At 72.4% G+C, this 23,982-nt stretch carries 17 protein-coding genes; 5 read left to right on the top strand and 12 right to left on the bottom strand.

The features are described from left to right. Position 1 precedes the first annotated feature (1 nt). From ABD817_RS15850 to ABD817_RS15900, 11 genes are all read right to left on the bottom strand, one after another. The gene (locus tag ABD817_RS15850) at positions 2–3,253 is read right to left on the bottom strand and encodes an AfsR/SARP family transcriptional regulator (RefSeq protein ID WP_344918670.1); all 3,252 of its coding nucleotides are present in this window, start codon (positions 3,251–3,253) and stop codon (positions 2–4) included. A 174-nt stretch (positions 3,254–3,427) separates the two neighbouring features. Beyond that, positions 3,428–4,708: a DegT/DnrJ/EryC1/StrS family aminotransferase gene (locus ABD817_RS15855; RefSeq protein WP_344918671.1), complete on the bottom strand. Its 1,281-nt coding sequence runs from the start codon at positions 4,706–4,708 to the stop codon at positions 3,428–3,430. Beyond that, positions 4,705–5,796: a GNAT family N-acetyltransferase gene (locus tag ABD817_RS15860; RefSeq protein ID WP_344918672.1), complete on the bottom strand. Its 1,092-nt coding sequence runs from the start codon at positions 5,794–5,796 to the stop codon at positions 4,705–4,707. The genes ABD817_RS15855 and ABD817_RS15860 overlap by 4 nt, the downstream gene beginning before the upstream one ends. Positions 5,797–6,079: 283 nt before the next feature. Then, the gene (locus tag ABD817_RS15865) at positions 6,080–7,234 is read right to left on the bottom strand and encodes a DegT/DnrJ/EryC1/StrS family aminotransferase (RefSeq protein WP_344918673.1); all 1,155 of its coding nucleotides are present in this window, start codon (positions 7,232–7,234) and stop codon (positions 6,080–6,082) included. Between the two features lie 75 nt (positions 7,235–7,309). Next, positions 7,310–8,677, bottom strand: coding sequence for a lipopolysaccharide biosynthesis protein (locus tag ABD817_RS15870; RefSeq protein WP_344918674.1), 1,368 nt, complete (start codon positions 8,675–8,677; stop codon positions 7,310–7,312). 493 nt (positions 8,678–9,170) lie between these two features. Beyond that, positions 9,171–10,451, bottom strand: a complete 1,281-nt coding sequence (locus ABD817_RS15875; protein ID WP_344918675.1) for a M20/M25/M40 family metallo-hydrolase — start codon at positions 10,449–10,451, stop codon at positions 9,171–9,173. A gap of 146 nt (positions 10,452–10,597) precedes the next feature. Further along, positions 10,598–10,981, bottom strand: a complete 384-nt coding sequence (locus ABD817_RS15880; RefSeq protein WP_344918676.1) for a histone-like nucleoid-structuring protein Lsr2 — start codon at positions 10,979–10,981, stop codon at positions 10,598–10,600. 1,011 nt (positions 10,982–11,992) lie between these two features. Continuing rightward, on the bottom strand, positions 11,993–12,304 hold the full coding sequence (locus ABD817_RS15885) for a hypothetical protein (RefSeq protein WP_344918677.1): 312 nt from the start codon (positions 12,302–12,304) through the stop codon (positions 11,993–11,995). Next, positions 12,297–12,740, bottom strand: a complete 444-nt coding sequence (locus tag ABD817_RS15890) for a DUF1622 domain-containing protein (RefSeq protein ID WP_344918678.1) — start codon at positions 12,738–12,740, stop codon at positions 12,297–12,299. The genes ABD817_RS15885 and ABD817_RS15890 overlap by 8 nt, the downstream gene beginning before the upstream one ends. 64 nt (positions 12,741–12,804) lie before the next feature. After that, positions 12,805–13,926 carry a DUF5925 domain-containing protein gene (locus tag ABD817_RS15895; protein ID WP_344918679.1) on the bottom strand — a complete coding sequence of 374 codons (1,122 nt, stop codon included), beginning with the start codon at positions 13,924–13,926 and terminating at the stop codon, positions 12,805–12,807. A gap of 173 nt (positions 13,927–14,099) precedes the next feature. Beyond that, a complete protein-coding gene (locus ABD817_RS15900; protein ID WP_344918680.1) occupies positions 14,100–14,981 on the bottom strand; it encodes a LysR family transcriptional regulator in 882 nt (293 codons plus the stop codon). 106 nt (positions 14,982–15,087) lie between these two features. Between ABD817_RS15900 and ABD817_RS15905 the strand changes: the two genes are divergently transcribed. Continuing rightward, positions 15,088–16,017, top strand: a complete 930-nt coding sequence (locus ABD817_RS15905; protein ID WP_344918681.1) for a DMT family transporter — start codon at positions 15,088–15,090, stop codon at positions 16,015–16,017. On the opposite strand, the gene ABD817_RS15910 is transcribed toward ABD817_RS15905, so the two are convergent. After that, positions 15,983–17,467 (bottom strand): serine/threonine-protein kinase, encoded by a 1,485-nt coding sequence (locus ABD817_RS15910; RefSeq protein WP_344918682.1) that lies wholly within the window; start codon positions 17,465–17,467, stop codon positions 15,983–15,985. The genes ABD817_RS15905 and ABD817_RS15910 overlap by 35 nt on opposite strands. Before the next feature lie 360 nt (positions 17,468–17,827). On the opposite strand from ABD817_RS15910, the gene ABD817_RS15915 reads away from it, so the two are divergent. The 4 genes from ABD817_RS15915 to meaB all read left to right on the top strand — a co-directional run bounded on the left by ABD817_RS15915 (position 17,828) and on the right by meaB (position 23,743). Further along, positions 17,828–18,598: a peptidoglycan recognition protein family protein gene (locus tag ABD817_RS15915; protein WP_344918683.1), complete on the top strand. Its 771-nt coding sequence runs from the start codon at positions 17,828–17,830 to the stop codon at positions 18,596–18,598. Between the two features lie 111 nt (positions 18,599–18,709). After that, entirely contained in the window at positions 18,710–20,563 is a 1,854-nt protein-coding gene (locus tag ABD817_RS15920; protein ID WP_344918685.1) for a methylmalonyl-CoA mutase family protein, read from the top strand. Continuing rightward, entirely contained in the window at positions 20,560–22,773 is a 2,214-nt protein-coding gene (gene scpA / locus ABD817_RS15925; RefSeq protein ID WP_344918686.1) for a methylmalonyl-CoA mutase, read from the top strand. Before ABD817_RS15920 ends, scpA begins: the two co-directional genes overlap by 4 nt. After that, positions 22,757–23,743, top strand: a complete 987-nt coding sequence (gene meaB, locus ABD817_RS15930) for a methylmalonyl Co-A mutase-associated GTPase MeaB (protein WP_344918687.1) — start codon at positions 22,757–22,759, stop codon at positions 23,741–23,743. The genes scpA and meaB overlap by 17 nt, the downstream gene beginning before the upstream one ends. The last annotated feature ends 239 nt before the right edge of the window (positions 23,744–23,982 follow it).

The following is a 23,982-nucleotide window of genomic DNA, read 5'->3' on the forward strand; positions in this document are numbered from 1 at the left end:
TCTACCGGATTTGCACGCGGTCGAGGGCGGCGTCGCGGTCCAGCCCTCGGCCGTGGCCGTGGCGGGCCTCGTACCCGACGTCGCCCAGCTCCCCGCGTAGCCGCCGGGCGAGCCGGGCGGTGTCGGGGTGGTGGTCCGGCGCCCCCCGCAGGACGTCGGTGGCGCCGAGGGACTCCGCGGCCCCGGCCGCGTCGCCGAGACGGGCCCGCAGGGTGGCGGAGGCGACACCGACCCTGGCCACGACCGGCATGTCCTTCGCGTCGAGCGCCTCGGCGAACGCCTGCCGTATCCGCCGCCCGGCGGTCGCGGGATCGTCCAGCTCGATCGCCAGGTACGCCATCGCGGTGAGGAAGAGGGCGCGGAACTGCGGCGGGACGAACGGCATCCCCTCAAGCGCGGTCCCGGCCGCGTCGTACTGCAGCGCGGCCTCTCCCAGGTCACCATCGTGACGCGCCATGTCTCCCAGGCTGAGCCGGGCGAACGCGACATTGCGCATGGACCAGTCGTAGGATCCCGGCTCGGTCATCTTCCACAGCTCGGCCCGCGCCCGCTCCGTGTCGCCCTGCCTCATGCGCGCGGTGGCGAGCCAGACCCGCTGGTGGCCGGCGTCGTCGTTGGCGTTCAGCTCGCGCAGGAGCCGGATCGACTCCTCCAGCGCCGCCACGGCACCGTCGAAATCCCCGAACGCCATGTTCGCCTCGGCCAGCGGGCTCAGCGCGGTGGCCAGCCCCCACCGGTCGCCGATCTCCCGGAACGCGGCGACGGCGACGGCGAGATCCTCGTGCATCCCGGTCATGTCGCCGTCGTTCTCCCGGATGGAGGCGCGGATCGACAGTAGCATCGCCCGCGTCCACGGGTCGGGGTGCGACAGGCGCCGCTCGATCGCGGCCAGGCCCGCCTCGGTGTCGTCGGTGAACAGAGCCAGGGCGGGTTCGAGGAGCGCGAGCACCGGGTGCTCGGCGTGACCGGCGGTCGCGCGGGAGATCTCCTCCAGCTGCTCGATGCCGCCCTCCAGCTTGGCGTAGCCGCCGGAGGTGGCCCGGTTGAGCAGGTACACGGCCGACACGATCCCCCGCGCCACCTCCGGTGACTCGCCGGGGACGTCGAGCGCGAGGCGCAGCCACCCGACGGATTGCGCGCCGTTGCCGAGGATCGTCCAGAAGACGCTCAGGGCGGCGGCGAGCCGCATCGCGGTGTCGGCGTCACCCGAACCGGCGGCGAAGTACAGCGCGGCGAGGAGGTTGTCCCGTTCCGCCACGAGCCTGCCGATCCAGAACAGCTGGTCGGGGCCCCGAAGGTGTGGTTCCGCCGTCTCGGCGAGTTCGAGGAAGTAGGCGGCGTGCGCCCTCCTGAGCCGGGTGACCTCCCCGGCCTCGGCCAGGCGTTCCAGCGCGTACTCCCTGATCGTCTCCAGCATGCGGTAGCGGGGGCCCTCGGCGAACTGCAGCAGGGACTTGTCCAGCAGGGCCGCGAGCCGGTCCAGGACCGGCTCGCGGTACGCGGCCGTCCGCTCGACACCGGGTGCCGGAGCGGGGGCGGATTCCGAAACCGCGGATCCTTGCTCGACGGACGGCTCCGGGGGAGCGCACACCCGTTCGGCGGCCTCGGGCGTGACACCCGCGGGGAACACCGCGAGCCGCTCCGCGAAGCGGCGCTCGTCGTCGTCGAGCAGGTCCCAGCTCCAGGCGACCACCGCGCGCAGCGTCCTGTGCCGGGGCAACGCCACCCTGCTCCCCCCGGTGAGCAGGCGGAAGCGGTCGTCCAGCCGCGCGGCGAGCTGCTCGACGGTGAGGGAGCGCAGCCGGGCGGCGGCCAGCTCGATCGCGAGCGGCAGCCCGTCCAGCCTCCGGCAGATCTCCGTCACCAGGTCCACGTTGCCGTCGGTGACGGCGAACCCCGGGCGCACGGCGGCCACCCGGTCGGCGAAGAGCCGCACCGCGGAGCCCGCCAGGGCCTCCTCGGCCGTGGCGCCGGGCTCGGGCAGGCCGAGCGGGGGCACCGGGCACAGGGCCTCCCCGGGGATCCCGAGCGGCTCCCTGCTCGTGGCGAGGATCCGCAGCCCCGGGCAGCGCCCCAGGAGGTCGTCGGCCAGGCGCGCGGCGCCCTCGACCAGGTGCTCGCAGTTGTCGAGCACCACCAGCGTCTCGGCGGACGACAGCAGCTCCGTCAGGCGGGCCATCGTGTCGGCCGGCCGGGCCCGTACGTCGGCCGGGGCCGGGGCGGGGAAACCGAGCGCCCCGAGCACGGCCTGCGCCACGTCGGCGGGGTCGGTGACGGACGCGAGCTCCACCAGCCACGCCCCGCCGGGCATCCGGCCGGAGATCCCGGCGGCGACGGTGGTCGCGATCCGCGTCTTGCCCACGCCCCCGGGGCCGACCAGCGTGACCAGCCGCCCCTCGTCCAGCCGCGCGCCGATCCGCTCGATCTCCTCGGCCCGGCCGACGAAGGTGGTCAACGCGGCCCTCAGGTTGCCGCGCGCCCCCGTACCGGCCGATGGCTCGTCGCGGGCGGCGCGCAGGGCCGGGTCGGCACGGAGCACGGCGAGGTGGATCTCCCGCAGCTCCGGCCCCGGGTCGGCGCCCAGCTCGTCGGCGAGCCGGCGGCGGAACTCCTCGTACGCGGCCAGCGCCTCCGCCTGGCGCCCGGCGGCGTAGAGCGCCCTGACCCGCAGGCCGTGCAGCCGCTCCCGCAGCGGGTGGCGGGCGGTGAGCTCCTGGAGCTCGGTCACCAGCGGGAAGTGACGGCCGCAGCCCAGCTCCGCCTCCACCCGGTCCTCGGTCGCGGCGAGCCGGGCCTCCTCAAGGCCCGCCGCGTACGCCACGGCGAACGGGGCCGTGGCGACCTCGCCCAGGGCCGGGCCCCGCCAGAGCCCGAGCGCCTCGCGCAGCCGGTTCGCGGCGGCCACCGGATCCCCGTCCCCCAGCGCCCGCCGCCCCTCGCGCGCCAGCCGCTCGAACCGGTGGGCGTCGACGGCGTCCGGCGGCACGTCGAGCAGGTACCCCCCGTGGTCGGAGCGCAGCGCCGACGCGTCGGGCAGGATCCGGCGTAGCCGGGAGACCAGTGACTGGACCGCGTTCACCGGATCCCCGGGCCTGTCGTCGGGCCAGAGCGCGTCCGACAGCTCCTCGACCGTGACGACCCGCCCGGCACCGAGGGCCAGCCTGACCAGCAGCACGCGAAGCCGCGTCCCCCCGATCTCGACGGCCTCGCCGTCGGCCACGACCCGTAGCGGCCCCAGAATGCTCACGCGCACGCAGCCACTCTGCCACCTGTTCCGGCATGTCCGGGCACGGGGAGGCGCGAGCCGGGCGTCGTCCGCCCAGGGTGCTCCCCGCAGAGACCCGGCCCCGCCCGGCCCCGCTCGGACGGCGCGCGGGGGCCCAGTCGCTCAGCCGGGCCGCTCAGCCCGGCCGCTCAGCCCGGCCGCTCAGCCGGGCCGCGACGCCGTGGCCGGGCGGGTGGCCGGGCGGACGTCCAGCTCGGCCAGCAGCCCGGCCATGCGGGCGGCGCGGAGCGGGTCGACGGGCAGGACGTGGCCGGTCCACCAGCGGGCGATCTCCGGGGTCGGCCCCGCGGGGACCAGCTCCAGGTAGTCGTCCAGCGGCGGATCGTAGATGAAACCGGGCACCACGCCCCGGCTCTCCAGCCGGGCGACGACCTCGTCACGGTCCTCCACCAGCAACGGCACCCGCAGCAGCGGCTGCGGCTCCGCGTCGCGGACCCCCTCGGCCGCCCAGGGCAGGGTGCGCAGCAGCTCGACCCCGGCCACCCGGCGCTCCCGCTCGCGGTCGATCACCCGGAACCGGGAGCGGTGGTAGCCGCGCAGCAGCGGCCCCTGGCGCATCCGCCAGTCGTCGAGGTCGATCCGCAGCCAGTGGTCCATGGCGCGCGGATCGATCGGATCGGCGGCGACGATCGCGCGCAGCTCCTCCTCGCGGGGCGGGCAGCGGTGACCGGTCCAGCGCACGAGACCCAGCGCCTTGAGGGCGTGCCACATCGGCCTGACCAGCCCGGTGCGGTAGATCGTCTCGCGCAGCACGGGCCGCAGCGTGCCGAGCAGCTGGGCGCGCGCCCCTCCGGGGAGCAGCAGCTCGTCCCTGGCCCGCGCCAGCTCGGGCAGCGCGGCCGGGTCCTCCGCGGTGAGGAACCCGCCGGACATCGCCCGCCCGTGCTTGGCGAGGCTGAACACCCCGGCCGTGCCGAACGTGCCCGCGGGGCGGCCGTCCACGGTCGTCTGCATGGCGTGCGCCGCGTCGTCGAGGAGGATCACGCCGCGCCGGTCGCACTCGGCCCGCAGCTCGGCCACCCGGTCGGGCTGGCCGTACAGGTGCGTGGTGACGACACCGGCGAGGCCGGTCCAGTCGACAGCCGGGACGTCGATGTTGCCGTCGCGCCAGGAGACCGGGGCCATCACCGGCTCCAGCCCGGCGGCCAGCACGACGAACAGCACCGTCTCGCAGTTCGTCGGGGAGATCAGCACCCTGTCGCCGCGCTCGAACCAGTGGCGCAGTGCCAGGAGCAGGCCGAACCGGGCGGACGGCACGTGGAGGCACTCCTGGCCGATCCGGTCGCGCATGGCCGCCTCAAGCGCGCGGCGGCCGTCAGCACGGCCATCAGCGCGGCCGTTCACGCGGCCGTCAGCATGGCCGTCAGCGCGGCCGGGAGTGGCGGGGCGCCCGCCCATCGGGTCCTCCTTCGGCCGGCTCATCGGCTCTTCCCCCGGGTGCGCAGCCGGCCGTACCGCTTCATGGCCCGGTCGGCGGCGCCGTACAGGACCGGGCTGTCGAGGATGAACCGCCGCGCCCGGCGGACCGGCTCGGTGCGCAGCCAGTGCGCCGCCGCGCCCGCCGACCGGCGGCGCACGATGCCCTCGGTGACTGGAACGGTCCTGCTGCACAGCGCGTCCTTGTACTCCGAGCCGTTGCTGATGCCCAGGTCCAGCGAGGTGATCCCGAGCTTCGCGGCGGCCTCGACCATGTGCAGGTGCTGGATCAGGCCGGGGGAGTACTTGGCGTACTCGGGATCGTAGGCGGGAAACCAGCCGATCATCGTCGTGCCGGTGCGCAGCCCGAAGTGGCCCGCGACGGGCCTGCCGCCCGCGTACAGCATCGACAGCGGCCCGGCGAAGTCGTCGGTGTCGACGGCGTGCAGGCGCTCGGCCAGCTCCACGACCCACGCCTTGCCGAAGCGGTCGGGGCGGCCCATCCGCCGGTACTGGGCGGACTTCCACTCGCGCAGCAGCCGGAACCGCTCCGGGTCGCCCACCGCGAACTCGGAGGTGACCTCGCCCACGTCGCGGCCCAGCTTCCGCTCCTTGTACAGGGTGGACTTGAGGAACTTCGGGGAGCGTACGCGCAGCTCGTCGAGGAAGGCGTGGTAGCCGCCAGCGAAGTCGAGGACCACGGCCTCCTGCCTGAGCGTCTCGAACGGCTGGAACCACGGCTGACGGTCGACCATGCAGCCGAACTCCCACACGCTCAGACCGCACGCCTTGAGCAGCGCGTCGGAGTCGAACTCGGCGCCGGGCCGGTGGACGACCCCCTGGGAGAGCGAGACCCACCCGCCCAGGGCGGCACTCACCCCGCCGCCGTGCAGCTCGAAGGGGAAGAACCCCACGGGCCCGTCCGACTCGGTGATCACCGCCACCCGCGCATCCGCGCGGACCTCGCCCATCGCGATCGTGAAGTCCGGGCTGAGGAAGGGGTTGTCCAGGTGCGGGCTGGAGCGTTGCATTCCCCGCCACGCCGCGATCTCGGCCGGACCCAGCTCCGCGGGCCGGATGACGCTGACTCTCATGCGCGACCCCCCGCGCCGGGGCGACCGGCGGTGTGCGCAAACCTACCGTTCACGAGACGGTGGTCCTTTCTCGAAGCCTGGCCCCCAAGCTGGACGTCGTCGGAGCGGGGGAGATCCAGTCGGCGGGCACGAGGTGTTATGCGTCACGGCACGTGAAAACCCTCTCAGAACCAGGTGGCGACTGATCCCCCGATCCCCCGAATCGCCACCCGATACGCCAAATGTATCGGGGTATTGTCCTATTCGCTTGGTTATGCGACAGGTTCGCTCCGCGACGGGCGCGCTACGCGACGCCGAAGGACGCGGGCCCCGGGGGCACCCTGGGCGGCATCGGGGGAACCGCGGGGATGAGCCGTTCGATGACCGGCAGGGCGCGGTGGGCGTACAGCGGGTCGACCGGCAGCACGTGCCGGGCCCACCAGCGCGCCACCTCGGGCTCCGGCGAGGGGTCGGTGAACTCGGGCAGGTAGCCGTCGTACGGCGGGTCGTAGAGGTATCCGGTGGCCACCCCGTGCCGCTCCAGCTCGGCGATGGCCCCGTCACGGCCGTAGACCAGCAGCGGGACCCGGAACAGCGGCTGGTCCAGGTGGCGGCGGACGGCCGGCGCCACGGTGGGCAGCGCGGCCAGCGCCGAGACACCGGCGATCCGCCGCGACCGCTGCCGGGGCAGCGCGTGCAGGCGCCTCGACTGGTACCAGCGGGAGAGGTGGCCCCGCCTGGCCCGGTAGTCGTGCAGGTCGGCCTGGACCCAGGAGTCGAAGGCGGGCAACTGCTGCGGTGCGTACTCCATCGCCCTGAGCAGGTCCGCCGGGCGCGGGGCGATGCGGTATCCCTCGCGCTCCTCCTCCATGCCGAGCGCGCGCATGGCCCGCAGCGCAGGGCGGACCATGTTCAGGCGCAGCGCGGCGTGCCGGCCCGCGGAGGTCAGCACGCTGTGGATCTCTTTCCTGAAGACGCCCGGCTGCAGCAACCGGTCGCGGTCGCGCTCCAGGGCGCGCAGGTCCGAGAGGCGCTCGACCGCGATCACCCCGCCGGAGCCCGCTCCCGCGTGCTTGGACAGGCTGAACACGCCGGCCACCCCGAAGGTGCCGATCGGCCTGCCGTGCACGCTCGTCTCGATCGCGTGCGCGACGTCCTCGATCAGGATCTTGCCGCCGAACGCGGCCACCCGGTCCGGCAGGCCGTACAGGTTGGTGGTCAGCACCGCGTCGACCGTGTCGAGATCGACGGCGTCGGCGTCGATGTTGCCGTCGTCGAGGGAGAGCGGGGCGATGACCGGGCGCAGCCCGGCCGCGAGCACGAGGAAGAGGATCTCGTCCGCCGACAGCGGTGACATCAGCAGTCGCTGGCCGGGACTGCACCAGTGCCGCAGGGCCAGATACAGGCCCAGGCGGTTGGAGGGCAGCGGAAGGCAGAGGCGATGTGTCCGCTTCGCCACAATGTGCTCAGGAGTCACTGGAGACCGTCTATCACGGACGACACGATGGCCGCAAACCCGGGAGCGCGTGTCGTTCTAGCCGACGGTCGCCTGCGATGATTTGCCATGGTTGATCACCCTGCGCATATTCGGGAAGATCAGCAGCGCCACCAGGAGCTGGCTGCCGAGCATGGCGTAGCCCACCGCGGCGATCCCGAAGTGGGGGAAGAGCACCACTATCGAGGTGAGGACCAGGACGGCCATCCCGATCTGGACGAGGGCGAGCTTGCGCGCCTCGCTCTGGGCGCGCAGCATGCTCAGGCAGATCTCGATCACCGTCTGGGGGAGCACGGCGATCGCCATCAGGCGCAGCAGCGGCGAGCCCGCCTCGGCGAACCCCGGGCCGAACACGCTCAGGATCAGCGGCGCGCCGATCACGACCACCGCGACGACCGGCCCGACGATCAGGAAGGTGCGCCGCAGCGCGTTGCGCACGCTCTGGGCCAGCTGGGCGGCGTTGAAGGACCCCTCGACGGTGAGCGAGACCGCCATGTTGGCCGCGAGCAGCCCGACCATGGAACCCAGCGTGTGGGCTATCGAGAAGTAGCCGAACGTCGGCGCGTCGTCGAGCCAGCCCGCGACGATGACCGGGACGAGGTAGAGGATCAGCAGGATGGAGAACGCGCCGGGGAAGTCTCCGGCGAGGAAGCGGCCCACCTCGCGCAGGCGCGGCGGGTTCGCGGCGCTCACCTCGGTGTTCTTGACGTGCTTGGGGATGATGACGCCGAAGATGAGCCAGCTGATCGGGATCAGCGCTATCGCCGTCGGCAGGATCCACGAGACGAAGATCCCGCCGAAGACGCCGCCCTGCGGCAGCGCGTACGCCAGCGCGACGAGCAGGCCCATCTTGACCAGGCCGAACGCCATGCTGTTGACCGGCACCCAGACGGCGTTGCGCAGCCCGGCCAGCGTCACGTCCTGGAGGGTGAAGATCGTCCACACGAGGACCGAGGCGAGGAAGAACAGCCCCGGGCCGAGCCCGCCGAGGTCGGCGTAGACCGATCCCCACAGCGGCAGCGTCAGCAGGAACCCCAGCGCCGCCACCAGGCCGGCGGCCCCGGCGACCGCGTAGCCGCGCAGGACGAACTCGGCGGTGCGGCGCCCGGCCACCGGGATGAACCTGGCCATGGCGCCCGCGAAGGCGAGCCCGGTCAGGGAGGAGAACAGCCGCATCGCGCTGATCTGGGCCTGGCCCTCACCGAACGCGGCGGCGGTGTAGAGGTGCGTGGCGAGGAACCAGTAGCCGAGACCCAGCACGGCGGTGATCCCCGTATTGATCATCAGCGCGTAGCCCTGAAGGAACAGCGGGTTTCTCAGATCCTTGCGCAGGCGGTCCATCAGACCGGCCCCGCGCCCCTCGGTCGCCGTCCGGCCCGACGCCTGGTCGCTCCCGTCGCGCGTCACGCCGCCATCGTCGGCCGGACCGCTTGCATCGGCCTTGCCACCGGCTGTACGGAGCCCGGTGGCCGTGTTCGCCGGGGACCCGGGAACGTCCGGCCGGGGGCCCGGCGCGGGGACGCCGCTCCCAGGTCTGGCGTGCCGTCCGGTGCCGTGCTCACCCACCCCGGTGCTCCCGCTCCGCGCCGTTCCCGGAGAGGGCGCGGGAGTGCCGCGGATCGCCCGGGTGGGATGGAACGATGGCCTCGCCGGTGGTCCCTGAGGGGGGTGTCACCGGCGTTCGCGTCTCGTCACGAGACCTGCCGGTCACCGAGGGGTTCATGAGAATCGGCACGTGAGTCATGATGCCCCAGTTTCAGGCGGGCCGTGTCCGGCATGTATCCGGAAGTCCCCGGCAGGGCCTGATTGTGATGGAGGGTGCCCTGTTTTCGTAGGAGTTGGGGCGCCTCGGGTCTCGGGCGATCCGGAGGTCGGGAGGCTGTGAGGTCGGGGGACGGGCTCAGGACGCGGTACCGGAGGAGGTGAGGAGGCGGTTCAGGACGCGGACACCGAACTCCAGGCCCTCGACGGGGACGCGCTCGTCCACGCCGTGGAACATGCCGAAGTAGTCGAGGTCCGGGGTGAGCATCAGCGGGGCGAAGCCGTAGCCCCTGATGCCGAGCCCCGCGAAGGACTTCGCGTCCGTGCCGCCCGACATCACGTACGGCACCGGTCGGGCCGCTGGGTCCTCGGCCATCAGGGCGGTACGGAGCCGGTCGAAGAACGGCGCGTCCATCGGGGCGGAGGGGGCGTCCTCGATGTTGACGAACTCCCGGGTCACCCGGGGGCCGAGCAGGCGGTCGATCGTCTCCAGGAACTCCTCCCGGTGTCCCGGCAGGAACCGCCCGTCCACGTGGCCCTCGGCGGTGCCGGGGACCACGTTGACCTTGTAGCCCGCCTGGAGCATCGTCGGGTTCGCCGAGTTGCGGATCTGCGCCTTGAACAGGTCGCCGATCCGGCCGAGCCGCCGCGCCTCCTCCTCCAGCCGGTCGAGGTCGATGCGCTCGCCGAGGATGGCCGACAGGTCCTCGATCAGCGCCGCCACCCCGGGGGTCAGCCGCACCGGCCAGCGGTGGGAGGCGATCCTGGACATGGCGTGGCAGAGCTCGGCCACCGCGTTGTCCACCGGCGGGCGGGAGCCGTGGCCCGCGACGCCGGTCGCGGTGAGCCGCATCCAGGCGGTGCCGCGCTCGCCCACCGCGACCGGGTAGATCCGCGCGCCCCGGGCCTCGACGCTGTAGCCGCCGGACTCGCTGATCGCGTCGGTGCAGCCGTCGAACAGCTCGCGGTGGTGGCGCACCGCGTATCGCGCGCCGTACTCGCCGGTGGCCTCCTCGTCGGCGAGGAAGGCCAGCACGACGTCCCGGTCCGGCCGCACCCCGCGCCGGGCCCAGTCGCGGACCAGCGCGAGCGTCATCGCGAGGGTGCCCTTCATGTCGACCGCGCCCCGGCCCCAGACGCATCCGCCGGAGACCTCGCCGGAGAACGGGTGGATCCGCCAGTCGGAGGGCTGGGCGGGAACCACGTCGAGGTGGCCGTGGATCAGCAGGGCCTCGGGTGAGCCGCCCGGGATCCTGGCGACCACGCTGGTCCTGCGGCTGGCCGACTCGAACACCACCGGCTCGATCCCGGCGTCGGACAGCAGGGTGGCGACGTGCTCGGCCGCCGGGCGCTCGCCGGGGCCGGGGTTGGTGGTATCGAACCTGATCAGATCCGAACAGATCTGCGCGACCTCACTCATCGACGAACGCTCCCCGGAGCCAAGAACCCAAATCTGGATCAAAGGTGCATACCCCTCCGGGTTGGAAATAGCACCTCGGGTGTTCGTCCGGAGCACTCCCGGCCGGCTACGACGCCGCTACCCCTCCAAGGGCCCGGGAGCTTGTCTCACTCGCTGAGCGCGCCCTGCGGGGTCTTTTTGGTCGAGCCCTTGGCAACGCTGGGGTCGCCCGCGGCGAACGCCTCGGCGACCTTTCCCCCGATGCGCCCGCGCTCGCTCACCTCGATCCCGTGGGACTTCGCCCACGCCCGGATCTCGGCGCTCCGCTCACGGTTGCCGCCGGAACCCTTCGCTCTGCCCTTGCGGCCCAGGGAGGTGCTCGCCTTGCGGGCGGCGGACTGGAACGGTTTGAGGGCCTCGCGAAGTTTCGTGGCGTTCCTCGAGCTCAGGTCGATCTCGTAGGCGGTGCCGTCGAGGCCGAACGAGACGGTCTCGTCCGCCTTCTTGCCGGTGATGTCATCGGTGAACGTGACGACTTGCTGACGTGCCATTGTGTGACTCCTTAATCTCGGCGCCGGAGCGTGCGGCTGTGAACCCGGCCGACGATGGTTCCCGCGTCTCTTCCCCGCGCGCAAAACTCTAGTCCCTTCTTTCACCGTCGCGCTCGGGAAACCTGTGTCCGCCGGAGATCCACCCTCTCAGGTTAATTACTCAAGACCGAACTCCGGCGTCTCCACGTCATTGGGAAATGCTTCCCGTTCGCGGGGGATTAAAAACGACGGCGGCGCCGGGGCCCCTTGGCGCCCTGTATGCCGAGATCTGTCGGTTACCCCCGGCGGGTTTTCCTGAAGGGACGGCGGGGCGCTTTGAAGTTTCATGACCTCCGGGTGGTTTCCGTGTCGGCCGTCCCGAAAAGAATCGACTTCCGCCACTTGGGACCACTCCGGTCCGTCGGTCCACTGCCGTTCGTTTTCCCGGTGGCGCCGTGCCGGGCGCGTCGGCTTCACGCCACTGTCCCTCCCGGCCGCGAACTGGGCTCTTCGTCCTCTTTTTACTGTTCACAATACCCGCAGGGACGAGATCGCACGCGGGGAACGGGCGGCCGGGCCGGGTTCGGGGCGGGGTGGGGAGGAGGGGTTCCGCGCGTGCCGTCCCGGGGCGCTCGACGGACAATTCACGCACGCCGGATGTCCGTAACCGAACGCGTTCCGGGATTCCGGAGGACAAATGACTTCCCCGTGCCCGGAATGTGCGCCGCCCGTCCACGTACCGGCATCCGGTGCCTTCGAAGGGACCCGCCGGCGCGCGGACGGTCACATTGGGGTGCGGTCTCGATACTCTCAGGTAAGGCAAGACTCGCCTTGCGGACCGTATGATTCCGGACGTCTCGCATTGTGGGGGACGGTGGACGGGGGTGTCGTTTGCTCCTTGGCGGTCATTGGCCCGTTCCATCACCCGTCCGGATCAATCAACCGGCGTTCCGCGAATTGTTCGAGAGCCGGTGGGAGATCGGATAGGGGCATTGACCGGATCGGGCGCGCGGGGCCCGGACACCCGCGCGACTATCCCGTGCGGTCCTGATCCCAGCCGCTCGGGGTGGGGGCGCCGGGGCGGCGGCCGGGGGGTCGCCGTCTCGCCGTGTGCGCGGAGAACCCGGCGACGGCGAGCTTGCGGACCAGCACCGTGAGCGCCGCCGTGGCGATCGCCGCCCAGGTCTGGGCCTGGGAGAGGCGGAGGAGCCCGGCCGCGAGGAGGAAGTCGAGCAGCACCGCCAGGGCGCCGACGGCACCGCCGCCGGAGAGCAGGACGGCGAGCGCGGCGACCAGCCCCATGACGACGATCAGGGGGACGAGCGTCCGGACGAGCTCAGCCATTCCCGCTACCGGGCGGGACGCGCCCGCCGGGGTCGTCCGATGAGCCGTGCCCGCCCGGGGCGTCCAGCGAGCCGCGCCCGCGAGCGTCGTTCACCGTGCGCCCCTCCCGCTCGATCTCCCTGTTGAGGAAGAAGTTCAGGGCGGTGCGGATGGCCGCGATCGCCGCGAGCTGCCCGATCTGCGTGAAACTCGGCGCGATGGCCGTCCGCAGCACGTCACTGGCCAGCTGGAACTCCAGACCGAGCGCGAGGAACCGTCCCAGGAACAGCCGTACCGCGATGAACCCGTCGTCGTGCCGCCGTGCGGCCACCAGCACGAACCGCACGAACGCGATCGCGGCGCCGACGAAGATGACGGCGGCTCCGGCCGCCTCGACGAGGCGGACCAGGAGGTTGACGAGCTGCCGGAGGGTCTCCTCCGGTAGGAGATCAAGCATGCGCTGCTGTTACCCGGTGGCCTCCCGCCCATGCGCCCGCGGTCGCCGCCCTGCCCGCGGCAGGTCAGAGGTAGAGGCCGGTGGTCTCCGGGGCGGCCGACGTGCGGTTGAGGACGCCGTCGCGGAGGGCGAAGAGCTCGGCGAGGGTCGCGCCGGAGGGGGAGAGCCCCTCGGTGGTGCCGAGCCAGCGGGCGGCCTCGTCGTAGGGGAAGGCACCGACCTCGACCTGCGCGAGGCAGCGCCCGGGACGGATGACGGCGGGGTGCAGGTGGGCGAGGTCCTCGTTGGTGGTGATGGCCACCAGGACGTCACGCCCCTGGCCGAGGAGCCCGTCGGTCAGGTTGAGGAGGCGCGACAGGCCCTGCCCGGTGGCCTCCTTGGCGCCGGACCTGATCAGCTCGTCGCAGTCCTCCAGCACCAGGAGCCGCCACCGGTCACCGGCCTCGTCGCCGTCATCGTCGTCGAAGCCGACCGCGACCTCCATGAGGTAGCCGGGGGAGTGGAACAGCTGCTCCGGGTCCAGCACGCAGTCGACCTGGCACCACGACCGCCACTCGTGGGCGAGCGTACGCAGCAGCGTCGTCTTGCCGGTGCCCGGCGGGCCGTGCAGCAGGATCAGCCGGCCGTGCGCCTCGGAGGGGGTGACGGACATCAGCCGCGACAGCGGCTCGCCGACCGACCTGGCGTAGTTTCCGGAGAGCTCCGCCCAGGGGGAGGCGGTGATCGGCTTCTCCGAGCGGTGGCTGCCCCGGGGGCCCTGCCACCAGAAGCCCATCTTGACGTGGTCGCTCTCGGGGGCGGGCTCCTCGGCGTCCCTGGTGACCTCCTCGATCACCGAGCGGGCCAGCGCCTCGTCGACCGCGGTCACGCTGACCGTGGCGGCGCGGTTGCGGTAGCGGACCACGCGCAGCGTCCAGCCCTCCCCGCGCAGCAGCCGCGAGTCGCGGCCGTCCTTCTCCGAGGCCGCCCGGACGAGCGTCCCCGAAGCGGGGGCGAGGGCGGCGTCGGGACGGACCCGCTCCAGGCTCGCGGTGCACGACCAGGGCTGGGCCCCGGTGGCGAACGGCGACAGCGCGAGCGCGTCGATCACGTCCACCGCCGCGTCACCGTCGTCGAGCCAGACATTCATCGGCAGCTCCACCGGGCGCGGCTCCGGCTGGAAGTCGACCTCCCTGAGTACGGACATGGCGCCAATGATCCTCGCGGGACGCCCGCCGGTCGAAGGGTTTTAACCCGCCCCGCCCGGCACACCCGCCCCGCCCGGCAGGGTTCGGGAGAGAGGGAGCGCGCGGCCCGTGGGGATCGGGAGCAACGGGGACTCACTGTGGCTCACTGTGGCTCACGGGGGTTCACGGGGGCTCAGGGGAGAGGGAGCGGGACGGGCACCTCGGGGGCGACGCGGAGCAGGGCGTCGACCAGCGGGCTCGGCGGACGGGTCAGCGGGCCGGTGAGGACCAGGGCACGTTCCAGGGAGGGTTTCAGCGGGATCATCACGAGCCCCGGAGGCAGGAGACCGCGGCCGAGGTCGGGAACCGCCGAGACGCCGATGCCCGCGGCGATCATGCCGATGAGCGTGCCGAGCTCGCGTACGTGCTGGGCGGGTGTGTAGGGGACGCCCGCCATGGAGCACAGGGTGCGGGTCTGGGGCTCGCAGCCACCCTTGGAGACCAGCAGCGGATCCTCCACCAGCTCGGCCATCGTGATGTGTGCCTGCCCGGCCAGGGGATGGTCGGCGCGGACCACCGCGTGGAAGGCGTCGCGGCCCACCACCACGTGCGCGGGCGGCGGCACCGGGTCGACGAGGATCGCGGCGTCGACGACGCCGGTCTCCAGCCAGGGGGACAGCTCGTCGTCGTCGCCCTCGAAGACCTGCACCTCGACGCCGGGGAGCTCCGCGCGCCACGTCCGCATGAGCTGGGGCAGCAGCCCGCAGCAGACCGTGGGCGGGGCGGCGACGCGGACGGTCCCCGCGTACTGTCCCAGGTGCGAGGAGACGACCTCGTCGATGGCGGTGACCGAGGCGAGCGCGGCCTGGGCGTGCGGCAGGATCGCCGCGCCCAGCGCGGTGGGGCGAGCGCTCCCGTGCCGCAGCACCAGCGGGGCGCCGAGGACGCGCTCCAGGGCGGCGAGCGCGTGGGAGACCGCCGACTGGGACATGCCCAGCTCCTCGGCGGCCACGCCGAAGCCGCCGTTCGCGATCACGGCGGTGAAGACGCGGAGTTGCGCGACCGTCGCACTCATGAGGACATCTCATCACACCTCGGAGACAACTCATTGGACACATGATCCGGGTGGTGACGAGACTGCTCCCGTGACCCGTGAAGGAACCGTCTCAAAGCCCCCACCTGTGCCGACGACGGACACCACGCCGCCCTCCACGGGACGGTCCGTGCTCGTCCCGTACCTGGCCCTCGCCCTGACGTGGGGGGCCAGTTTCCTGTTCATCAAGGTGGCCCTCAGCGGCCTCTCACCCGCCCAGACGGTGCTGGGGCGCCTCGCGCTGGGGGCGCTCGCCCTCAACGCGATCATGCTGGTCACCCGCCGGAGGTGGCCGAGGCGGCCGGTGTTCTGGGCGCACATGGGGGTGGTCGCCCTGTTGCTGTGCGTGGTGCCGTTCCTGCTGTTCGCCTGGGCCGGGCAGTACATCCCCTCGGGGCTCTCCAGCATCTACAACGCCACGACGCCCCTGATGACGATGCTCGTGACCCTGGCCGCGCTTCGGCAGGAGCGCCTCGGCGCGACCGGGGTGCTCGGCCTGCTGCTGGGCGCCGCCGGTGTCGTCGTCGTGCTGGCCCCGTGGAACCTGGACGCGGAGACCGGTCCCTGGTGGGCGCAGGCCGCCTGCCTGGGAGCGACGTTCTGCTACGGCCTCTCCTTCGCCTACACGCGGCGCTTCGTCCTCGCGTACGGCCACGACGCCCCCACCATCGCCGCCGCCCAGGTCAGCGTGGCCACCCTGATCATGCTCGTGCTGAGCCCGCTGCTGGCCACCGGTCCCGTACGCCTGGACCTCCCCGTCGTGGCGAGCGTGGTCGCCCTGGGCGTCCTGGGCACGGGTCTCGCCTACGTGTGGAACACCTCGGTCATCGCCCGCTGGGGGGCGACGGCCGCCTCGTCGGTGACCTACCTGACCCCGCTGGTGGGTGTCGTCCTCGGGGTGCTCGTCCTGGGCGAGACGCTGACGTGGAACCAGCCCGTGGGGGCGGTGATCGTCGTCGCGGGCATCATGACCGGCCGGGGTGTCATCGGTTCCTGGTCAGGTCGCCGGTCTCCGTGACCAGTTCGGGGCCGGGGACGTCCTTCCAGGTGTAGGTCAGGGCGTCACCCTTGCGCTTGAGCCACACGGTGCCGGGCACGCAGCCGGTGCCGGAGCCGAGGGTGAAGGTCAGCTCGTCGGCGGTGACCTTGGTCAGGGTGATCCGCCCCCTGCAGCCGTTGACCGGCTCCGCCCACTCGGCTCCGTCGTCGCCCTCCCTGAGCGTGACCTCGATCCGTTTCTCTCCGGGGGAGAACGGGTTGGTGGAGGTGACGCCGTCACCGGCCCACGCTCCGGCGAAGGAGGCGGGGACCTCGTCCCCGCTCCCCGGTGGGGCCGACCTCTCCGTGCCGGAGGGCTCCGGGGTGGGCGGGACGTCGCTCATGGACGGGGACGGCGAGGGTGTCGAGGGCGGCGGGGACGAAGGTGACGTGGGCGAGGACGTCGCCCGGTCGGTGTCCCCGACGACGGTCTCGGGGGAGCCCAGGACGAGCCAGGCGGCGATCCCCGCGGCGATCAGCAGTGACACCGTGACGAGGACCGCGCCGGTGACGATCCCCCGAGGGCCACGACGGGACTCCTCGGTCGTGAGCGCGGACCGTCCCGGAGCCGACTGTCCCGGAGGGGCGGCGATCCGGCTGCCGATCCTGGCCAGGTCCTCGGTGGAGGGGTTGGCCGCGCCCGGGTCGACGAGGCCGACCATCAGCGCGCGGGCCGTCGGGCGGCGGGCGGGATCCTTGTCCAGGCAGGAGGCGATCAGCCCCGCGAAGGCGGGGGGCAGGACCGACAGGTCCGGATGGTGGTTGACGATCCGGTTCAGCACGGCCGGCACGGTGTCGGCGCCGAAGGGAGGTCTGCCGCTCGCCGCGCAGAGCATGGTGGCCGCCCAGCCGAACACGTCGGAGGCGGGCGAGGCGGGTGCCCCGTTGATCTGCTCGGGGGACAGGTAGGCGGGGGTGCCGATCAGCCCGGAGGCGGTGGTGGCCGCGCCCTCCGCCCTGGCGATGCCGAAGTCGACCACCCGGGGGCCGTCGGGGCCGAGCAGCACGTTGGCGGGTTTGAAATCGCGGTGCACCACCCCGGCGGCGTGGATGGCCGCCAGCGCGGTCGCCGTACCGACCACCAGGCGCTCCAGCTCGCCGCCGCGCAGCGGGCCCCGCTCGCGGATCCGCTCCTCCAGGGAGGGGCCGTCGACGAACTCGCTGACCACGTACGGGAGGAAACCGTCCACGGAGGCGGTCAGCACGCGCGCCGTGCAGAAGGGGGCGACGTTCTCCAGGGCGGACAGTTCGCGGGCGAGCCGCGCCCGCGACGCGGTGTCGCCGCGGAACAGCACTTTCACCGCGACCCGCTCGCCGCTGGGCGCGTGCGCGAGGTAGACGACGCCCTGGCCGCCCTCGCCGAGTCTTCCGGCCAGCTGGAACGCGCCGAGCCGGACCGGGTCGTCAGGAGTGAGGGGGGTCGCGACCATGGAGGCAAGGCTATCCGTCCCATCCGTGATGGGGGGTGTCGTGGGGAAACGCGTGGTATGCCAGGGGGCGCGGACGGGGCTGAGGCTCCGGCCGGGGAGAACGCCGCCGCGACAATACGGCGGCTCGCCGCCCCTCACGGAGAAGCGGAGAAGCGGAGAAACGGGGAAACACCGGGAACCGGCGGACGGTTTACGGCGTCCTGCCGTGGTTAGAGGGGTGGCTTCGCCGCCCGACGACTATCCGGAGTGCTTCCGTGTCACCGTGTGACAAGGGATCAGTTGGTTTAACAGCCTCATATGGTGCCGTGCCAACCATTACCCTCCGATAGGGCAATATCGCTCAGACAGTGGAGACGTTCCGTGGCCATCGATCTCGTTACTCGCCGTGAGTGGGGCGCCCGCCAGCCGCGCGGTTCCTACAGCAAGCTCAACTCCACCAAGGGAGTGAAGGTCCATTACACGGGTGGCCAGGTCAGCCCGGACATCGTGAACGACCACGCGAAGTGTGTCGCGCTGGTGAAGTCCATCCAGAACCACCATATGGACGGCAACGGCTGGATTGATGTGGGCTACTCCATGTTGGTATGTCCGCATCGGAAGGTCTTCGAGGGCCGCGGCGTGCACAACGTCCCGGCCGCCAACGGCGCCGGGCTCAACAGCGACCACTACGCGGTGCTCGGCCTGGTCGGCTCCTCGGGGTTCACCAAGCCGACCGACAACGTCCTGCACGGCATCCTCGACGCCATTGAGTACCTCAGGGACAAGGGCGGCGCGGGCAGGGAGATCAAGGGCCACCGCGACGGCTACTCGACCAGCTGCCCCGGCGAACCCCTGTACGCGTGGGTCAAGCGGGGCGCCCCCCGCCCCGGCGGAGGTCCCGCCGAGCCGCCGGAGCCGCACCCCTCCTTCCCCGGCCGCACGCTCAAGCAGCCGCCGGTGATGAAGGGGGAGGACGTCCGCACCTGGCAGCGGCGGATGCGCGACCGGGGCTGGGCGATCGACGTCGACGGTCTGTACGGCCCCGGCTCCAGCGAGGTCTGCAGGAAGTTCCAGAAGGAGAAGGACCTGCCCGTCACCGGCGCCGTCGACCGTGCCACCTGGGACGCCGCCTGGCAGGAGCCCGTCACCTGACCCTCCTCCCCTCCTCGAACTCCCCCGCCGATCCCCCTATTGACCCCAGTGTTGGTATCCGCCCGCGACCCGGGGGGAGTTATCGGCGGGGCGGAGCTTAGGATCCGGTGCATGACCGTGCCGCCTGAGGAGTCTCGATCGGCCGCCGAGTTCCCACCGGTCACCCGTGACCGGTGGCGGGAGCTGGCGCTCGGGGTGCTGCGCAAGTCCGGGGTGGAGACCGGCTCCCCGGAGGAGGCGCTCGCCTCCACCACCTACGACGGTGTGACGATCGCGCCGATCTACGACGCGTCCGACCTGCCCGGCGACCCCGGCCTTCCCGGAGCCGTACCCTACGTCCGCGGCTCCCGTCCCGAAGGTGGCTGGGAGGTGCGGCAACGCCACGAGGTGCCCGATCCCGAGGCAATCCTCGCGGACCTGGAGAACGGCGTGAACTCGCTGTGGCTCGCCCTCGACCCCGAGGACCTGCCCCGCGCCCTGGAGCGGGTCCACCTGAACCTGATCTCGGTCACGCTCGACGCGGGCAAGCGGACCCGCGAGGCGGCCGAGGTGCTCCTCACACTGGCCGGGGAACGGGGATCCACGGCGTCCGGCGGACCCGAAACGCACGAAACGCACGAAACGCCTGGAACACAGGGAACGCAGGGAACACCTGGAACACAGGGGACCTCCGGGGGGCTCACCGGGAACCTGGGCGCCGACGTCCTCGCCGACGCGCGGACCGCGATCGAGCTGGCCCGCCGCTGCGTCAGGGACCACCCTGGGCTCAGGGCGGCCGTCGTGGACGCCACGCCGTACCACGACGCGGGCGGCGGGGACGCGGAGGAGCTCGGCTGCTCCATCGCCGCCGGGGTCGCCGCGCTGCGGGCCCTGACCGGCGCGGGCCTCACGATGGAACAGGCGTTCGGGCAGCTGGAGTTCCGGTACGCCGCCACCGCCGACCAGTTCCTCACCGTCGCCAAGCTCAGGGCCGCCCGCAGGCTCTGGGCGCGCGTCGCCGAGGTGTGCGGTGTCTCCGGGGTTCCCGGCGCGGCGCAGCGGCAGCACGCGGTGACCAGCTCGGCCATGATGACCGCCCGCGACCCGTGGGTGAACATGCTCCGTACCACGCTCGCCTGTTTCGCGGCCGGGACCGGCGGGGCCGACGCGGTGACCGTGCAGCCCTTCGACGCCCGCCTCGGCCTGCCGGACGCCTTCGCCCGCCGCATCGCGCGCAACACCCAGTCGCTGCTGGTGGAGGAGGCCGGTGTGGCCCGGGTGATCGACCCGGCCGGAGGCTCCTTCTACGTGGAGCGGCTCACCGAGGACCTGGCGGTGCGGGCCTGGGAGTGGTTCCAGGAGATCGAGCGCGCAGGGGGCATGGCCGAGGCCCTCGCCTCCGGATTCGTCGCGGGACGGCTCGCCGCCACCTGGGAGCGGCACTCGGACGGGATCGCCACGCGCCGCGACCCGATCACCGGCGTCAGCGAGTTCCCCGACCTGGCCGAGAGGCCGATCGGCAGGCGGGCCAGGCCCGGCAGGAGCACCGAGGAGAGCGCCGGGGTGCACTACGCGCAGGGGTTCGAGGCGCTGCGCGACCTGGCCGACGCCCAGGAGAGTCGGCCCAGGGTCTTCCTGGCGACCATCGGCCCGGTGGCCTCGCACACCGCCAGGGCGTCGTTCGCGGCCAACCTGTTCCAGGCGGGCGGCATCGCCACCGTGACCGGCGGCGCCGTCACGGATCCCGGCGAGATCGCCGCCGCGTTCGCCGCCAGCGGGGCGAGGATCGCCTGCCTGTGCTCCAGCGACCGGCTGTACGCCGGGCACGCCGAGGCGGTGGCCGCCGCGCTGAGGGGCGCGGGGGCGATAAAGGTGTGGCTGGCGGGGAAGGGAGACTTCGAGGGCGTGGACGCCAACCTCCACGCGGGGTGTGACGCGCTCGCCGTGCTCCGGACGACCTTCGAGGACCTGGGGGTGGCTCGATGATTCCCGACTTCTCCGACATCGAGCTCGGCGCGCGACCGGCCGCTCCCGGCCCCGGCCTGGAGGGCTGGGCGCGATCCGTACGGGAGGCCACCGGGAGCGATCCCGCGGACCTGGTGTGGGAGACGCCCGAGGGGATCGGCGTCAAGCCGCTCTACACCGCCGCCGACCTGGCCGGGCTCGACTTCCTGGAGACCTACCCCGGCGCGGCCCCCTACCTGCGCGGGCCGTACCCGACCATGTACGTCAACCAGCCCTGGACCATCCGCCAGTACGCCGGGTTCTCCACCGCGGCCGAGTCCAACGCCTTCTACCGGCGCAACCTGGCCGCCGGGCAGAAGGGCCTCTCGGTCGCCTTCGACCTGGCCACCCACCGGGGCTACGACTCCGACCACCCGCGCGTGGCCGGGGACGTCGGCATGGCGGGCGTGGCCATCGACTCCATCTACGACATGCGGCAGCTGTTCGACGGGATCCCCCTCGACAGGATGAGCGTGTCGATGACCATGAACGGCGCGGTGCTCCCGGTGCTCGCGCTCTACGTCGTGGCCGCCGAGGAGCAGGGGGTGGCCCCCGAGCAGCTCGCCGGGACCATCCAGAACGACATCCTCAAGGAGTTCATGGTCCGCAACACCTACATCTACCCGCCGGGTCCCTCGATGCGGATCATCTCCGACATCTTCGCGTACACCAGCGAGAGGATGCCGAAGTTCAACTCGATCTCGATCTCCGGGTACCACATCCAGGAGGCCGGGGCCACGTGCGACCTGGAGCTCGCCTACACCCTCGCCGACGGGGTGGAGTACCTGCGGGCGGGCGTCGAGACGGGCCTGGACGTCGACAGGTTCGCGCCGCGCCTGTCGTTCTTCTGGTGCATCGGCATGAACTTCTTCATGGAGGTCGCCAAGCTGCGGGCGGCGCGGCTGCTCTGGGCGCGGCTGGTGGCCGGGTTCGGGGCCAAGAACCCCAAGTCGCTCTCGCTGCGAACCCACTCGCAGACCTCCGGCTGGTCGCTCACCGCCCAGGACGTCTACAACAACGTCGTCCGCACCTGCGTCGAGGCGATGGCCGCGACCCAGGGCCACACCCAGTCGCTGCACACCAACGCCCTCGACGAGGCCCTCGCCCTGCCCAGCGACTTCTCCGCGCGGATCGCCCGCAACACCCAGCTGCTGCTCCAGCAGGAGTCGGGCACCTGCCGGGTGATCGACCCCTGGGGCGGCTCCTACTACGTCGAGCGGCTCACCCACGAGCTGGCCACCAGGGCCTGGGGCCACATCGAGGAGGTCGAGGCCGCCGGGGGCATGGCCAGGGCGATCGACCAGGGGCTGCCGAAGCTGCGCATCGAGGAGGCCGCCGCCCGCACCCAGGCGCGCATCGACTCCGGGCGCCAGCCGGTCATCGGCGTCAACAAGTACCGGCCGGACGCCGACGAGCCCATCGACGTGCTCAAGGTCGACAACACCTCCGTACGCGCCCAGCAGCTCGACAAGCTGCGCCGCCTGCGCGAGGAACGCGACCCCGAGCGGGTGACCCAGGCGCTGGAGGCCCTGACCAAGGGCGCCGCGGGCGACGAAAACCTCCTCGCGCTCTCGATCGAGGCGGCCCGCGCGATGGCGACGGTCGGGGAGATCTCCGACGCGCTGGAGCGGGTGTTCGGGCGGCACGCGGCACAGATCCGTACGATCACCGGGGTCTATCGCGAGGAGGTGGGATCCGGCGTGGACGCGGTCCGTGCGGCCTGCGCCGAGTTCGAGCGCCTGGAGGGCCGCCGCCCCCGCATCCTGGTGGCGAAGATGGGCCAGGACGGCCACGACCGGGGCCAGAAGGTGATCGCCACGGCCTTCGCCGACCTCGGCTTCGACGTGGACGTCGGCCCGCTGTTCCAGACGCCCGACGAGGTCGCCCGCCAGGCGGTCGAGGCCGACGTACACGTGATCGGCGTGAACTCGCTGGCCGCCGGGCACCTCACGCTCGTGCCCGCCCTCCGGGAGGCGCTCGCCGCGCTGGGCGCCGACGACATCATGATCGTGGTCGGCGGGGTCATCCCGCCGGGCGACTTCGACGCGCTGCGCGCGGCGGGCGCGAGCGCGATCTTCCCGCCCGGCACCGTGATCGCCGACGCCGCCCGGGGGCTGCTGGCGGACCTGCTCACCCGGCTGGGCCACGACGCGGACGCTCTCACCCGGCCGGGCCATGACGCGGACGCTTGACGACTACGTCCAGGGGGTGAAGGAGGGGTCCAGGGCGTGGATCGCGCGGGCGATCACGCTGGTGGAGTCGTCCAGGGCCGACCACAGGGAGCTGGCCCAGCGGCTGCTCGCCGAGCTGACCCCGCTTGGCGGCGCGGCGCGCAGGGTCGGCATCACCGGCGTGCCCGGTGTCGGCAAGTCCACGTTCATCGACGCGCTCGGCACCCGGCTGACCGGGGAGGGGCACCGGGTGGCGGTGCTCGCCGTCGACCCGTCCTCGACGCGTACGGGCGGGAGCATCCTGGGCGACAAGACGCGGATGTCCCGCCTGGCGGTCGATCCGGCCGCCTTCATCCGCCCCTCGCCCACCTCGGGCACCCTGGGCGGGGTCACCAGGGCGACCCGTGAGGCGATGGTCGTGGTGGAGGCGGCCGGATACGACGTCGTCCTCGTGGAGACCGTCGGCGTCGGGCAGTCCGAGACCGCCGTGGCCGACATGGTCGACACCTTCCTGCTGCTCACCCTGGCCAGGACGGGCGACCAGCTCCAGGGCATCAAGAAGGGGGTGCTGGAGCTGGCCGACGTGATCGCGATCAACAAGGCAGACGGCTCCGAGGGCAGCTCCCACGAGCTGGACGCGCGCAGGGCCGCCAGGGAGCTCGCGGGAGCGCTCCGCCTGCTGGGCGCGGAGCGGACGCCCCCGGTGCTCACCTGCAGCGGGCTGACCGGCAACGGGCTGGACGAGCTCTGGCGGCAGGTCGTCCTGCACCGTGACGCCCTGGAGGCCTCGGGGGAGCTCGCCGAGCGCCGTCGCCGCCAGCAGGTCCGCTGGACCTGGGCCCTGATCACCGACAGGCTGCTCACCCGGCTCCGCGAGCACCCCGAGGTCGCGGCGATCGTCGCCGAGGTCGAACGCGAGGTCCAGGAGGGCACCCTCACCCCGTCGCTGGCCGCCGACCGCATCCTCGCGGCCTTCGCCAAGGGCGGCTGACGGTCCTTTCGGCCTTGACCAAGAGCGGCCGGGAGCGGCCAGGGCCCTCGCGGGGCGCGGCCGATGGCTCCGAGCGCGAGCCCTCCATCACTCTGGGTCACTCCAGGTCATCGCACGATTAGCGGCTGACCCGCCATTTAAGCGCTCATGTTAAGCAGATGTTAACGAGACTCGTGTCCGGAAGTGGCAAGATTTATATTCTATACGCGCTTGATCACTTCTATCGGGTCATGTGATAC

It is taken from the genome of Streptosporangium oxazolinicum (genome assembly GCF_039537505.1).
GTDB lineage: Bacteria > Actinomycetota > Actinomycetes > Streptosporangiales > Streptosporangiaceae > Streptosporangium > Streptosporangium oxazolinicum.